14 protein-coding genes are annotated in these 14,546 nt (G+C 39.1%); 3 read left to right on the plus strand and 11 right to left on the minus strand.

The annotated features are described in order from the left end of the window. Nucleotides 1–2: 2 nt before the first annotated feature. The 4 genes from pgl to PGX00_RS22710 all read right to left on the minus strand — a co-directional run bounded on the left by pgl (nucleotide 3) and on the right by PGX00_RS22710 (nucleotide 4,594). Nucleotides 3–725 (minus strand): 6-phosphogluconolactonase, encoded by a 723-nt coding sequence (pgl, locus tag PGX00_RS22695; RefSeq protein WP_272140843.1) that lies wholly within the window; start codon nucleotides 723–725, stop codon nucleotides 3–5. Nucleotides 726–727: 2 nt separating this feature from the next. Then, nucleotides 728–2,227, minus strand: a complete 1,500-nt coding sequence (gene zwf, locus PGX00_RS22700; protein ID WP_272141005.1) for a glucose-6-phosphate dehydrogenase — start codon at nucleotides 2,225–2,227, stop codon at nucleotides 728–730. Between the two features lie 568 nt (nucleotides 2,228–2,795). Then, nucleotides 2,796–3,923: an acyl-CoA desaturase gene (locus tag PGX00_RS22705; protein ID WP_272140845.1), complete on the minus strand. Its 1,128-nt coding sequence runs from the start codon at nucleotides 3,921–3,923 to the stop codon at nucleotides 2,796–2,798. Nucleotides 3,924–4,075: 152 nt separating this feature from the next. After that, the gene (locus tag PGX00_RS22710; protein ID WP_272141007.1) at nucleotides 4,076–4,594 is read right to left on the minus strand and encodes an NUDIX hydrolase; all 519 of its coding nucleotides are present in this window, start codon (nucleotides 4,592–4,594) and stop codon (nucleotides 4,076–4,078) included. A gap of 209 nt (nucleotides 4,595–4,803) precedes the next feature. Between PGX00_RS22710 and PGX00_RS22715 the strand changes: the two genes are divergently transcribed. After that, a complete protein-coding gene (locus PGX00_RS22715; protein ID WP_272140846.1) occupies nucleotides 4,804–5,067 on the plus strand; it encodes a putative hemolysin in 264 nt (87 codons plus the stop codon). A 67-nt stretch (nucleotides 5,068–5,134) separates the two neighbouring features. On the opposite strand, the gene phnR is transcribed toward PGX00_RS22715, so the two are convergent. Continuing rightward, complete coding sequence (phnR, locus tag PGX00_RS22720) at nucleotides 5,135–5,836, minus strand: phosphonate utilization transcriptional regulator PhnR (protein WP_272140847.1); 702 nt, start codon at nucleotides 5,834–5,836, stop codon at nucleotides 5,135–5,137. A gap of 280 nt (nucleotides 5,837–6,116) precedes the next feature. Between phnR and PGX00_RS22725 the strand changes: the two genes are divergently transcribed. After that, complete coding sequence (locus PGX00_RS22725) at nucleotides 6,117–7,106, plus strand: ABC transporter substrate-binding protein (protein ID WP_272140849.1); 990 nt, start codon at nucleotides 6,117–6,119, stop codon at nucleotides 7,104–7,106. Between the two features lie 286 nt (nucleotides 7,107–7,392). Beyond that, the gene (locus PGX00_RS22730; protein ID WP_272140851.1) at nucleotides 7,393–7,881 is read left to right on the plus strand and encodes a DUF3592 domain-containing protein; all 489 of its coding nucleotides are present in this window, start codon (nucleotides 7,393–7,395) and stop codon (nucleotides 7,879–7,881) included. A 13-nt stretch (nucleotides 7,882–7,894) separates the two neighbouring features. On the opposite strand, the gene PGX00_RS22735 is transcribed toward PGX00_RS22730, so the two are convergent. The 6 genes from PGX00_RS22735 to PGX00_RS22760 form a co-directional block, all read right to left on the minus strand. Then, nucleotides 7,895–9,502, minus strand: coding sequence for an Lcl domain-containing protein (locus PGX00_RS22735; RefSeq protein WP_272140852.1), 1,608 nt, complete (start codon nucleotides 9,500–9,502; stop codon nucleotides 7,895–7,897). A 354-nt stretch (nucleotides 9,503–9,856) separates the two neighbouring features. Beyond that, the gene (locus tag PGX00_RS22740; RefSeq protein WP_272140854.1) at nucleotides 9,857–10,543 is read right to left on the minus strand and encodes a response regulator; all 687 of its coding nucleotides are present in this window, start codon (nucleotides 10,541–10,543) and stop codon (nucleotides 9,857–9,859) included. Nucleotides 10,544–10,545: 2 nt separating this feature from the next. Next, complete coding sequence (locus PGX00_RS22745) at nucleotides 10,546–11,430, minus strand: ATP-binding protein (RefSeq protein WP_272140856.1); 885 nt, start codon at nucleotides 11,428–11,430, stop codon at nucleotides 10,546–10,548. Then, nucleotides 11,430–12,005: a sensor histidine kinase gene (locus tag PGX00_RS22750; protein ID WP_272140858.1), complete on the minus strand. Its 576-nt coding sequence runs from the start codon at nucleotides 12,003–12,005 to the stop codon at nucleotides 11,430–11,432. Before PGX00_RS22750 ends, PGX00_RS22745 begins: the two co-directional genes overlap by 1 nt. A 313-nt stretch (nucleotides 12,006–12,318) precedes the next feature. Continuing rightward, nucleotides 12,319–13,353, minus strand: coding sequence for an aldose epimerase family protein (locus PGX00_RS22755; RefSeq protein ID WP_272140860.1), 1,035 nt, complete (start codon nucleotides 13,351–13,353; stop codon nucleotides 12,319–12,321). A gap of 83 nt (nucleotides 13,354–13,436) precedes the next feature. After that, complete coding sequence (locus PGX00_RS22760; RefSeq protein WP_272140862.1) at nucleotides 13,437–14,405, minus strand: D-2-hydroxyacid dehydrogenase; 969 nt, start codon at nucleotides 14,403–14,405, stop codon at nucleotides 13,437–13,439. Nucleotides 14,406–14,546: the final 141 nt, after the last annotated feature.

The raw sequence follows: 14,546 nt of genomic DNA on the forward strand, positions 1-14,546 counted from the left end.
TTTTACTCTCCGTGAGACAGCAGTTTGGCTGCCTGTAAATCTAAAAACCACTCAGTTTGACCGTGGGTGGACTTAATATTTGCCGCCGGATAGGGTAATATCCCGGCTGAATTTTGTTGTATTTCTTTAAGTATTGGTGCTTTATTTTCACCAAGTACTAAATAAGTAATTCGCTTTGCGTTTTCTATTAAACGTGTACTTTTAGAAACTCGAATTTGACCGCTTTCCGGTTGAGTCGCGACAATAGCGATAGCGGTTTCCGTATAGTCGGTTCTATTAGGGAAAAGAGAAGCGGTATGACCATCGGTCCCCATACCCAAAATAATCCAGTCAAATTCAGGAAGACCGTGATTAGATGGAATTATTTCCATCATTTCCTCAGAAAATCTTATTGCCTCGCTGCTGGGATCGTTTTCACCCAATATTCGGTGAACATTAGCCTCAGGGATCTCTATGTTCTTAAACAAAAGCTCGTTTACTTCGCCATAATTACTCTCAGGATCTGTGGGCGCGACACATCGTTCATCTCCCCACCAAAAATGAATGTTTTCCCAATTGATATCTTGATTATATGGAGTATGAGCTAATTTTTTGAACCATAATTTGGGTGTACTTCCCCCAGATAGAGAAACGTGGATATCTCTCCCTTCTTTGCTAAGGCTAAGTAGTTTTTCTGAAAGTGAGTAAACAACTGCATCTGGGCTTTCGAATACTTGATAATTCATCTTTATAACTCGCAATAATCCGTATTAGTTAAGTTTTTACAAGGGAATCGCCATTTTCGGTTGTCGTCATGTAGTAGCTGATCGGCCTCTAGTGGTCCCCACGTTCCGGCTGCATAACCAAACAAATGTTCTGGGTTTTGCTTGTAGTTTAAAATTGGTTGTACAAACTGCCAGCAAGCTTCAACTGCATCGGTACGAGCAAACAGCGTGGCATCACCTTTCATACAATCCAGGATCAGTCGTTCATATGCGGTGAGCATATTCGTCTCTTGCAGATCTTCATAGTGAAAATCCATAGAGACTTCTTTGGCTTCAAAACCAGCACCAGGTTGTTTTAAACCGAAACTGAGTAGAATCCCCTCGTCCGGTTGAATTCGAATAATGAGCTTGTTTTCTGGTGCATTAACACCAAATACTGGGTGTGGTGTATTTTTGAAGTGAATAACAACTTCTGTGACACGGGTAGGTAAGCGCTTTCCTGTACGAACATAAAAAGGAACACCAGCCCAGCGCCAATTGTCTATAAACATTTTTAAACCTACATAGGTTTCTGTACGGGAGTCTTCCGAAACACCGTGCTCTTCACGATACCCGGGAAGTTGCTTACCACGAACCATCGATTCCGTATATTGACCTAGGACTAAATTTTTGTTCAGATCTTCTTCACTTAACGGTCTAAAGCATTGCATGACTTTGACGGCTTCATCTCGTATTGAGTCGGCGTTGATGACGGATGGCGGTTCCATGCCAACCATTGCAAGAACTTGAAGCAGGTGGTTTTGGAACATATCTCTAACCGCGCCAGCACCGTCGTAATACCCACCCCTTTCTTCCACCCCTAAAAATTCCGCCGAGGTGATCTCTACATGATCGATATATCTATAATTCCACAACGGTTCGAACATGGCATTTGAAAATCGCATAACCAATAGGTTCTGTACGGTCTCTTTACCAAGGTAATGATCTATCCGATAGATTTGATGTTCTTTAAAACAAGCATGAATTTGTAGGTCAAGAGATTGGGCTGATTCTAAATCGTAACCAAATGGTTTTTCTACTATCAGGTTTTTCCAGCCGTGACTCTCATCATTAAGGTTAACTTGTGCCAAGCATTCAGGTATAACTCCGTACAGACTAGGTGGTGTCGATAAGTAGTAGACCGTGTTACCAGCCGTTTCATGCTTTTGTTCAAGCTCATTAAGCTTGTCTTTTAGCGTGACATACTCTGCAGAATTTGATGTATTGATGGCCACGTAATATAGGTGGTTACAAAATTCGTCTAGTCGTTCCGTGTCTATTTTTTCGTTCTCTATTAACGATTTCTTTAATTTATCCCTGAAACTAGCGTCACTAAACGCCGTTCTACTTACTCCAAGAATTGCGAAATCAGTAGGCAACATCTTATTTGCATACAGATGATAAAGAGCAGGTATTAACTTACGATGTGTAAGATCGCCAGAAGCACCAAATATAACGATGGTATTGTTTTCTGGACCAACAATTTGTTCTAAATTATTCATAAAAATCTCATAAGGTAATCAACCGAGTGTTTACTGTTCGAAGAGGTATAGTCCTCCACATCATAGTACAAAGGTGAGACCGAAGTTTTAAAAACTTCTTTCAGCATGCTAAAAGTTACTGGTAACATTGATAATGTATAATAAACGCTAACATTGCTCAAGGGTTTGTTCTTGCAAGAATACTTGGTAAATCCATTTTAGATAAGTTGGTAAACCCTATTATTATAATAGGTAAAACCTTTTATGGTTTTTGACTACCAATGACAGTAATCGAGTGTTCAAAATTTCGTTGATTCCGCGAGTATATCAAGTCCTTTGTGGTCAATAAGTAAAGTGTTTTTAAAAAGACCTGCCTTCAAATATTTACCCCATCGCGCAGATTCTATCTAAAAGTTTATTGAGCCGAGTGAGTGCTATTATTCATTAGAAAAAGGGAAATGATTTTTAAGGGAAATAACAAGGTTGAACGAAGTGACCGCCAATAATTGTCGTTCAACTATTGGCGGTCACTACTTCAGTACAGATTTTAATGAAAGAAAAAGCGTGTTATTTACGCATATTGCTTAACCATTTGATTCCATGCGAGTTGTTGTTCATGGAAGCGAAGCTTAATTTGTTCGTATTCAAGTTTAAGAACTGAGTGTTCATAACGTTTAACTAGCGTTTCTTTTTTTCCTTCGAGTAACTTTTTCTTAATCTCGTAGTAGTCACTCATATATTTAACCAGCAATTCGCATTCGTCTTGCAATCGAATAGCTACTTGGACATTATTTGGCACTTCACTGAGGTTATTTTTAGCCTTACTAAGCAAAGCTAACGCCTTCGCTTTTTCAATCCTTAGCTTAGGAGTCACTCTTAGGTTACCCGCTAATCCAACCCATGAACAACTCTTAATAAACCATTTAGTAGGGTCATATTGCCACCAGCGGATACCATTTCGGTAATCACTTTCAAATATGTGATGAAAATTATGATACCCCTCACCGAAGGTTAGCACCGCTAAGAATCCATTATCTCTAGCAGTATTTTTAGTAGTGTAAGGCTGAGAACCCCAAATATGAGCTAATGAATTAATAAAGAATGTAGAATGGTGACTTAAGAACAACCTGACCGCCCCTACAATCAAAATCATACCCCACAAATCGTTATATAAGACACCAAGAAGGATCGGAACACCAAAATTGGTCAATAGTGCCAGAGCAAGATAGTATTTATGTTGCCACATCACTACTTTGTCTTTCTGAAGATCTCGACAGTTACCGTATTCATGGTAAATATCTGCATTATAGTTTCTTAACATCCAACCTATATGAGAATACCAAAACCCTCTTTTCGCGGAATACGGATCTTTGTCATTATTATCAACAAATTTGTGATGAGGACGATGATCTGAAGACCAATGCAGGGCACTATTTTGCAAAGCAAACGCGCCACCAATGGCATAAATATATCTAAGGCTTGTATGTGCTTCATACGCCTTATGAGCCCATAGCCTATGGTATCCAGCCGTAATCGATAAGTTACAAAAACTAAAAGTAATGAGAAACCATATACCATGCTCCCATCCGTATCCTTGATAATATCCGTATAAAGGTGCCACGATTAACGCCAGTATAGCTGTAGTCGCAAAAACTAAAACGTTAAGCCAGATTAGTGGTGGTTTATTACTTGAGTTCATGATCCTTGCCATTTGAGAGTACACTTGTACTCTAGAATATCAGCGCACACTTGTACGCTCAACAAGTTTATTCAGAAATGTGTTTCCGTACACATTTATTAAATAACATAAAACACAATCCGTCCTCTTCACCAATGTCATGCATATTGATACTAGAGCATCTCTTGGGCAATCAAACGGAGCAAAAAAGTCTCACGTTCGATACTCATACCCTTTTTAGGGTTCTTAGCGATGGTTTCTTCGTTATGTTCAATGGCATCGAAGATATTGATCCAAAGAGGACGCATTCCATTATTAACTTCGTGCGCTTCAAAAGCCGTATTACCGAGTTCTCGATCTATTCTACAAGTATAGCAATAAGATATTTGATGCATTACATCTGCATTGTCTTTATGCCATGGGCGAAATTCTTCATATATTCCATAAGGTTTGATGTTATGAATATTCTGTGCTCCCGTCTCTTCTTCTAGTTCACGAACCATACCGCTAATAATATCTTCTCCTTCATCTAAGCCGCCACCGGGTATCGTGTAATCATGGTATCGTTCGGTATAGAGCATCAAAATGTTTTCTCCATCCAAAACAATCGCTCTAGCGGCATCGCGCTTAAATACCGTCTTGTTATCTAAGTGATCTATATCAGGGTGAATTTGCGTTCGAATGTGTCTCATAGAGGTGTCAGCTAAATCTGGATTAATGTGAATGGCGCGCATGTTATCACAAGCATCTATAGTTTTAGTAACTCAGCTACGCTCGATAAAGTAATGCATGGCAACATTTTTCTTAATTTTTAACCAATATGTCTTTTTTTCTAAATTAACCTACACTTACAAGAAAATTAATATTAAATTGATAGTCTAAAGTCCGGCGGAGAAAGTGAATGAAAAAATTAAATTGGTTGGTTGGGTTAGGCGCTGTTGCCATATTAGCGGGTTGTGCCGGTTCAAATGAACCAGACGAATATGATGTGGAAAGTTATGATCCAATTTCAAATCCAGCTTCGGTTTTTTGCGTGCAACAAAACGGAGAACTTCAGGCTTTCGATGAGAATGATCAACGCGTGATGTATTGCGTTCTCTCTGAAGACGAAAAATACGAACAGTGGGAATACTACAAAGAGAACTACGGAAAAGAAAAAGAGTAGTTATAACCCAAAAGCCACGCTTTAAACGCGTGGCTTTTAGTTTTTTGCAATAATAGTTTATGGACTGCTATGTCAAATCTATTTCTGATTCAATACATATAGAGTCGTGTCTCCAGTAACCAATATCGCAATCTATCAGCTCTCCATGTTGATCATAGTTCGCTTTTTGGATGAGCATGGCTGGGGTACCAGAGGTTGCTCTTAGTGCAACAGCGATATTACCAATCAAAGAAGTTGAGCAAATTCGATAATGTGTTTTCTTTAAGATGACATCATATTTATTTCTATATGTTTCAGTTAACGAAACGGAAAGATCACACTCTAGAAGCTTTGGAAGCGAAAGAGGTTTAATATATTTTTTGACATAAGCCACCGGTCTATCTTCTAAAGAACGTACTCTTTCTAGGCAATATACATCTGAAAAAGCAGGTAATTCTAGTAACTGGCAAGCCTGTTTAGTTGCCAACATACTTTTTGCTGAAATTAATTCAGTCGAAGGCAATCGCGACTGTAATGAAGCCATCATCTCAAAGTTCAAAGAACTGGTAGGATCATAACGAAGTGGTTCTGGAGAAATAAACCATCCTCGTCTATCTTCGCGGTAAATTTTTCCTTCTGCCTCTAACAGCGCTAATGCTTCTCGAAGCGTCACCCGAGTTGTATCGAATAACTCGGCAAACTTTCTTTCCGCTGGAAGCTTCTGCCTTTGCTTTAAAGCACCTGAATCAATCTGCTCTAGAATCGCTTCTTTTATTTTTATGTATTGCACTCACCATCCTTCTTTGTCACGTACGCAAGGCTTTTCATTCAGCTATAGATGATATCACCCATTTTGTTATACCCGTCAAAATTTATCGGACAGTTATCGGCAGAATCATGGTCAATATCGAACCTTCTCTATTATATTTAGTTTGTAACTTCTACACTCTACTAAATTGCATCAGTAATTAACACTGTCCTATCAAGGTGTTAAACCATGCTGCTTAAAAGACAAATGTATTCATATTTTTCTACACTCAATTTTTACCCTTATAAAAGGAACTTTATCAATGAGGCCTTCTACCATCGCAACGATTTTCGCAACGGTTATGTCGTTTCAAGCCAATGCATCAGATTGTGGCGCAGTAACCATTGCTGATATGAATTGGAACTCAGCCAGCTTAATGGCGAATATCGACCAATTTATCCTAAACAATGGTTTTGACTGCGAAGCAGAGTTACTACCAGGAGACAGCCTACCAACAGGCACGTCGATGATAGAAAAAGGAAGACCAGACGTTGCTCCCGAGCTATGGACAAACAGCATCAAAGAAGCACTCGATCAAGGTGTGAAAGACAAAAGACTTCGCTATGCGGGAAAATCTTTATCCGATGGTGGTGAAGAGGGTTTTTGGGTTCCTGCTTATATGGTAGAGCAGTATCCTGAAATGCGGACCATACAGGGTGTTATTAAACATGCAAATTTATTTGAACATCCAGAAAATGACGAAAAGTTTGCTTTCTATAGCTGCCCTGCTGGATGGACATGCCAAATTACGGCTGAACATCTGTTTAATGCACTTAAACTAGAAGACTATCAATTTGAAATAGTTGATCCAGGGTCAGGTGCCGCATTATCTGGTGCTATTGCAAAAGCGTATGAGCGCAAGAAACCTTGGTTTGGTTATTACTGGTCTCCCACACCTGTTCTTGGTAAATATGAAATGGTTAAGGTTGATTTTGGTAGTGGTATAGACTTAGATGAGTACATCAACTGTACAACTCAAGCTGAATGCGAAGCACCAAAAGTAACCATGTACCCTCCTTCCCCAGTCCACACCATAACGACCGAAAGCTTTGCTGTAAGAGCACCAGAAGCCTATGAGTATTTTGCAACACGCGGGTTTACCAACAAAGTGATGAGCCAACTATTAGCATGGATGGAAGATAACCAAGCAGATTCAGAAGAGGCAATGCAATACTTCTTTATGACTTACCCTGACATCTGGAAGTCTTGGGTTCCTGAAGAAGTAGTAAAAAAAATAACCAAAGCTCTATAAATTATTTGGTTATGTATAATTGAGATTAATTAATACACGTAATTTTGCTATCAAGTTTGGTTTATAAGTATTTAACTTTAACAACCCTTCACTTTTATAAAAATGGTTCTACATCGCCATTTTTATAAAAGTGTAATCCATAGGCTCAGTCTAGGAATGTAACAGACATAAACAATTGGTTAGACATCCGGTTAAAAAATAAACTACCATGACAGAACTTGTAAAATTAAGGTGTCAAAAGGCCTACCGAAAACAGTAGCGACATTGGTACATTAAGGATGGACAGTTGGATTACGTAGAAAGTAGTTGGGCTTTAATAACTAATCTCGTTTTGATTACCGTATTTGGTGGCAAGCTTTATGATCTTTATGCAAAATCATGGCTCGCGCACACGGGAAAATATGTCACATCTGGCGAAATAACTTATAGCGAATGTGCTCCTCAAAATGCCCGAGCCATGCAATATCTAGAGTCAGACCCAGAAGGAAATTACTCCACGTTACTGACTTACGTGTACACGGTCGATAACAAACGTTTCGTAAACAACTATTTAACCAGTGAGTTAAGTAAAGCCACAGTGAAGGAAAAGTTTAAGAAAGGTGCTAAAATCGACGTATTCTATTCACCTCGGCTCCCTAGCTATTCATTTATTGAAAAAGCGCCAAGCAGAAACGAAATATTCAAACGCTTCTTTTTCAAAAAGTTTATTTCGCCCATTGTATTTCTAAATTTGGCTTCGTGTATTTTTTGGTACCTCTTTTTAGCGGCAAATTGAGTTCCACTCATAACTAACGGCGAGCAGGAAGTTCAGGCATTTCGTCTTTAGAAATATAACCATCGTTATTTCTATCTATTCGACTAAAATCTTTGGCTAATGGCCCTTTTACTTCTTGCTTAGAAAGCTTTCCATCATTATTAGTATCCATCATTGTAAATGGGTCGCCACCTTGGGAAGGATCTCCATTCATAGGTCTATCCATAGAGAACTGTGCCTTCATTCCCATACTTGGTAAATCATCGGAAAGTCCTGAACTAGCTTTATTTTGCCTAATTTCATGGCCTGTTAAGGTATAGGTTTTTCCTTTCCTTGATAACCTTATAGGTTGTTGAGTAAAAACAGCCCTACCGCCAGCAACACAACGTACATAGTTTTCGATACGAATCGCGTCTCCTTGTGGCCCATGCCCCGTAGGATATTGCAGCGCATCACCCGTTTTAGGGTCACTTCTCTGAGAACCAGCGCCATGTACATCCATCCACTGCCCTCCCATATATCCAAGCGAACGTCCAAATGCCACATAAGATGCATTTTTGCCATTTTTTAGGTTTTTATGAGTAGTACTACTCCAAAAATTTGGGTAATCAATTTTATCCGACTCACCGACGATTGAACTGACTAAAAAAAGAGGATTTATAGCAGCGCTATTTGTTGTCTCAGGAGAGCGTGAATAATCAACGATAGATTGTAATTCTTTTACATCAGGTAATCGCCAATCACTTCGACCGGCTTGGGTTAGGTTTTCACAATAAGAAAGTGCTAAGAGCCAGTTTACACCCATCCCACTGTCACCTTTTTGCCACACTAATCCTGTTGCTTTATCGGTAATCGTGCCATCTTTGTTGTCGATATAAAGATTTATTCCATAATCGATATTTCCTCTAACCGCCATCACGTAAAACGTTTTCTCTCCACCTTTAGGGCTTTTTAAACCATACCCTTTGATTCGCCCGTCAATGAAGTTAACGCCAAATACGGTTTCATCGCCCTTCATCGTTGTCGTAACATATTTTGTACTACTAACATACTGCGAATCAATTAGTCTCTCGCCAGACGCCGTATCTCCAGAATCGAAGCCGAATACCTTATCGTCAATAAAAGGTACTATATCGATATTTCCAGCATTGTTTAATCCACTAGGATCTTGCCCATCAAACATGATTAAAGAATATAGCTCCTTTATAGTAGGCAAACGCCAATCTTCATAACCACCTTGATTTAGATTTAAACTATATTGAAGAGCTTCCTCGTATGTGAGTTTATCGTGGACATCTATTTTACCATCTTTATTAATATCAATGCTTTGAGTCCACGTCAGGCGCGTCACGTTATCTGTGACTGTACCATTTCGATTATCTGTATAGCTGGGTATATAGCCTCGATATTGCGAGTCTTGCCCGAATGTTTTTCCGTCTTTATTAGGGCAAAGTTCAAGGGCATTAGAAATACCGAAGCAATCCGTTTGGTTGGTTTCTACGATTGGGTATGAAAGAGACGTCGCGTCAGCGTTAGAGGTTTGATTAGCAAACCCAGGAGCTGAAATCATTAAAATCCCAAACATAGCAACACTTTGGTACCATCCTCGTGATCTCATTTGGTTAAAACGTCTATCGGTCATGAACAGCTCCTCTTTATTTATTACATCACTTTACACTGTAAAATAGGAGAAAATGTGGAGCAATAATGTGTTTTTGAAGACAAACTATTCACACATACCTATGCGATTTGCATTTAGTTATTCCAAAAGAGCTAGGTGCACTAACTGGAGTAAAGGAGAGTCGATGCTATCTATTTAAACAAGATTTGCTTAAATTCGATGTTAGGTAACTCGTCAATAAACTTAAAAAATGACAAGCCAATTAGAGTAATACGTAAATAGGGAATCATATGGTTTGTTGGATAATGTTGGTACAACCTCCGGTCCAACATTACCCCCGATCATTATTCGCTTAGTTGCATAATATTTCTGGCACTATAGCTCAAATTTATATCCCACGCTGTAAATTGACTTAATGTAGTCGCATTCACTATCGACCTCTTGGAGTTTTTTACGTAGGTTTTTAATATGGCTATCTATTGTTCTATCCGTTACGACGCGACCATCGTCATAAATGCGATCCATTAACTGTTCGCGACTATAAATCCGGCCTTCATTTAAGTACAAAAAATGCAACAGTTTGAATTCAGCGGGGGTTAAAACCAATTCTTTACCACGTAGCATTGCTTTCATAGAAGGTGCATCAATCATAAAGTCTTTCTGTTGTGGTTGATCTGTGTTCGAGTTTTCACTTCGCCTTAATACGTTTTTGATTCGCGCAATGACTTCACGTGGGCTATATGGTTTACAAATATAGTCATCTGCACCTAACTCTAAACCTAATAGGCGGTCAATTTCATCTACCTTGGCCGTCGCCATAATGACCGGCACTTGAGAAAATGTCCTTAGTTCTCTAAAAATATCTAATCCGTCACGGACTGGAAGCATTAAATCAAGAACGATTAAGCTTGGTTGGTTTGCTTTCACCCAACTTATCACCTCTCCCCCATTGTTAATCTGATATGAGCGCATACCTGAATGTTCAATATATTCACATAACACGTTGGCTAACGTTGGTTCGTCTTCAACAACTAATATGAACCTGTGATTTACAGTGGTCATTTCTACACCTTTGACTTGGGAAAACTAATTTCTATTTTTAAACCACCCAGTTCAGAGTGGCTAGCGATTATAGTTCCGCCGTGTGCCAGAACTATATTTTTGCATATCGATAACCCTAAACCAGAACCACCACTCGCCCTACTGCGAGATTTATCTACTCGGTAAAGCCTATCAAATAACTTCGGTAGAGAGTCATTTGGAACACTAGGATAGCTATCTTGAAAGATAACACTTAGGAAGTCGGCATTTTGAGAAACCGAAATAGCAATAGCCCCTGGCTTGTCGGTATACCGGATACAATTTTCCATTAAGTTTAAAAACAACTGTGTTAGCGCATTTTGATCCCCTTTTATTATCGGATCTTCACCAGCTAAAGCGCTGAGTGTAATGGCCAGTTTTTTCTCCTTCAGACGTATTTCATTCTGATTGACAACATTCGCGACAATAGAAGATATATTTGTTACTTCTGTAAATTCAAATTTCACGCCAGAATCAGATAGAGATAACTCATAGAGATCGTTTACTAGCTTTCCTAACGTCAAAACTTGTTGATGTAGCGAACTAATGTATTGAGGTTCAGGTTTTCTAATACCGTCTTGAATCGCTTCAATTTCACTGCGTAATACAGTAATTGGAGTCCTTAGTTCGTGAGAGATATCAGATAACCACTGTTCTCTATCTGATTTCTGTTTCTTAAGTGCTTGAACAAGTTGATTAAAAGCCAATGTTAATTGAGCAAGTTCATCGCTGCCCTTTGTATTAAGCTGAAAATCTAACTCACCTCTTTCAACAGCGGTTGCCCCTTCGTGAAGCGCTTTCAGAGGCTTTAAAAAATGACGTACTAGATAAAACGCAATAACAAAAGAAAACAAAATAGTTAATGCCATCACGCTGAATGTATTTTTGCTCTGCTGCTGAAAAAACTCTCGGCGAGTTCTTCAGAAATACTTTTGTTTTGGAGTATGCTCAACCAACCAACGACTTTATCTTCCACGACTATTTCTATTTTGACTTGCTTGGAAATACTGGCTTCATACTCTAAATTTTCTGGTAAGCCCAAAATTGAACGATGATGGTCATCAAGCAGATTAATTCGAACACTTAAAGGGACAAGAGCCGAGTCTTTATTTTCTTTGTGTTTATCAAAGCGAGGTGTATCATGGCCTTTACCAGGAGGGTGATCGTTAGGAAGTCCTTGAGGCGGTGGTGGCTCGCCAAACTGGTTTAAAATCCCTGCCCATAGGTATGGTGCTGACGTTAAGCGTTGCCAACCGAACGTAGGTGAATAATATCCTTTCAATTTCTCAGCCATGAGTTCTGCTTTTTCAACTTCTTTGTTATTTAAATAGCTTTGCAATCCATTCTGAAAGCTAGAGCTTACCAACCAGGTCATGGTTCCTAGCATGACTACGCATACAAGTAGTATAGAAACAAAAAGTTTAGTAAAAATAGAAAGTCGCACAAACGCACCGAAATTTAAAAAAGTCCTGTAAGTATACGATGGTCCACTATTTTTGTCATAACAGAGCGTTAATCTCCACTATTTCTCCATACTTTTATTGGTTTAACTCTCCAAATTTAACTATCCAAGTTATGAAATTTCAAACAGCCCAACCTAAAAAAAGGAGTTGCAACGTGCAACTCCTGCTAGGTAGCCTGATATGCTATCCCCTATCCCCTATCACCAATTAGTTAATACCATCAACTGCATTTAATCCTATTAACTGTATTTGTTCCCATTAACTGCATTTTTTCATATTAACTAATAGTGGTGGCTACCCAAAATCATACAATATTGAGTGGTTATAGATTTCGCCCGGATGAAGAATATTAGAAGGAAACGCATCTATATTTATGCCATTCACATAGTTTTTTGGTTCCAAACATAACGCGGAAAATCGAGAGTAGACTGCTCCGTTCTTCCCTTTTACATCATTTAGATTGTGTCCGTTATAGAAGTGTAACGTCTGCTCATTTGAGCTTATCTTCAACTGTCGACCAGCTGCACTGAGCGTCGCCATTAATATCAACTCTTTATCGTGATTATCCATTACATATGAGTGGTTAATTCCTTCGTCATGCATTTCTTGTACACTAGTCGTTAACAAGGTCGGAGCACTGAAATCCATACAAGTATTTGCAACATCCAATACTTTACCCGTTGGCATGCGGTCTTCTTTTTGCTCTAACAGAAACGTAGAGTTGAGCTGTAAAACATGATTTTCAATGGAACCGCTATCATGCCCATTCAGGTTGAAGTAACTATGTTCAGTAAAACTAACAGGCGTTGCCATATCTGTCGTGGCCGTCATCTCAAGCTTTAGCAGGTTTTTATCGGTTAAGGTATAAACCGCATCTACAACGACATTTCCAGCGAAGCCTTGCTCACCGTCTTGATCAAACAGTTTTAGGTGAAGAGCGACAAACTCTTTCTCTTGCTTTATTTCAATTAAGCGCCAAACTCGCAAGTTATAACCTAAATAACCGCCATGAAGGTTATGTTTGCCGTCATATACGTTAGCATTCAGTTTGTGGGTTTTACCTGCTAATGTGTATTGTGCACCTTCAATACGATTTGCAACTCGCCCTATTAATGCTCCCATAAAATGTTGCGGCTCAGCATAAGATTTGATTTCATCATATCCAGCGACTACATCAGCAATATTGCCCTTCTCATCCGGAACCCAAAGATGAGTAATTATGCCCCCAAGTTGGCTAATTTTTACCTTCATTCCTGTGTTATTGGAAAGCGTAAATATATCAACGTTTTGGTTATAAAACAGGCCATGTTTTTCACGTTCAATTTTCATATATCTCACCAGATTTGGCATGCAAAAATCTGCGGTACTCAGTTTGAGTACCGAAAATTAATAGAATTACGGGTTAAATAGACCTAAGGATTAATAACGTTTTGTGGATGACCATTAAGATGTGATTTCACGTTTTCAGCAACCGTCGCCATTATACGAGATCTTGCATCTAATGTAGCCCACGCAACGTGTGGCGTAACCACACAGTTTTTTGCATCTAATAATGGATTGTCAGCTTCTGGTGGTTCTTGATGAAGTGTGTCTAACCCTGCTCCGGCGATAGTTCCGTCGTTGAGTGCGTCTGCAAGATCTTGCTCGACGACCAATTGTCCTCTCGACGTATTAATTAAAAAGGCACTATTTTTCATTAACTGAAACTTTTCCATATTCATCATGTTTTCAGTGTCAGGAAAAACAGGACAGTGCAGAGAAACAAAATCGGATTGAGCAAGTAGTTCATCCAACTCTACGAAATCGTGTTTGTACTCTGGAATAACACTACGAAACTTATCGTAAGCAAGGACATTCATTTTGAACGCACTCGCTATTTCGCCTACACGGCGACCAATATTGCCAAACCCAACTATCCCTATCGTTTTTCCCGCAAGTTCAATTTGTGGGCTCAACCAATATGTCCAATCTATGTTGTTCGTCCAACCACGATTTTCACGAACGTCTTTGCTGTTAATTTCTATTGCTCTTGCTAAACGGAAGATCATAGCAAAAGCCATTTCTGCAACCGTATCGGTACCATATACTGGGACATTGAGTACCGATATACCTTTCTCTTTGGCATATTGATAATCAACCACATTGTAACCTGTCGCTAATACAGCAATACATTCCAGATTCGGACAAGCATCAATAACTTGCTGATTAATTGCCGTTTTGTTGGTCAATATGACATGCGCATCTTTTGCTCTTTTAATAACTTGTTCAACACCATCGATAGATCGGTCGAAACAAGTAAACTCACCTAGTTCTGCAATGGCATCCCATGGGTTATCTCCCGGATTGAGTGTGTAACCATCTAGGCATACGATTCTTTTCATTTTCTGTTCCTTTCTATTATGTCTGCCATTAGCTTGAAACTAATATACGTTTCATCGAACCAAACAATTTCTTAATCAATTTATTAAATGCAGGAACTTGGCTGGATAAAATCAGCAAGATAATGATCACAAGCGCAAGCG

This window comes from Vibrio algarum (assembly GCF_028204155.1).
Taxonomy (GTDB): domain Bacteria; phylum Pseudomonadota; class Gammaproteobacteria; order Enterobacterales; family Vibrionaceae; genus Vibrio; species Vibrio algarum.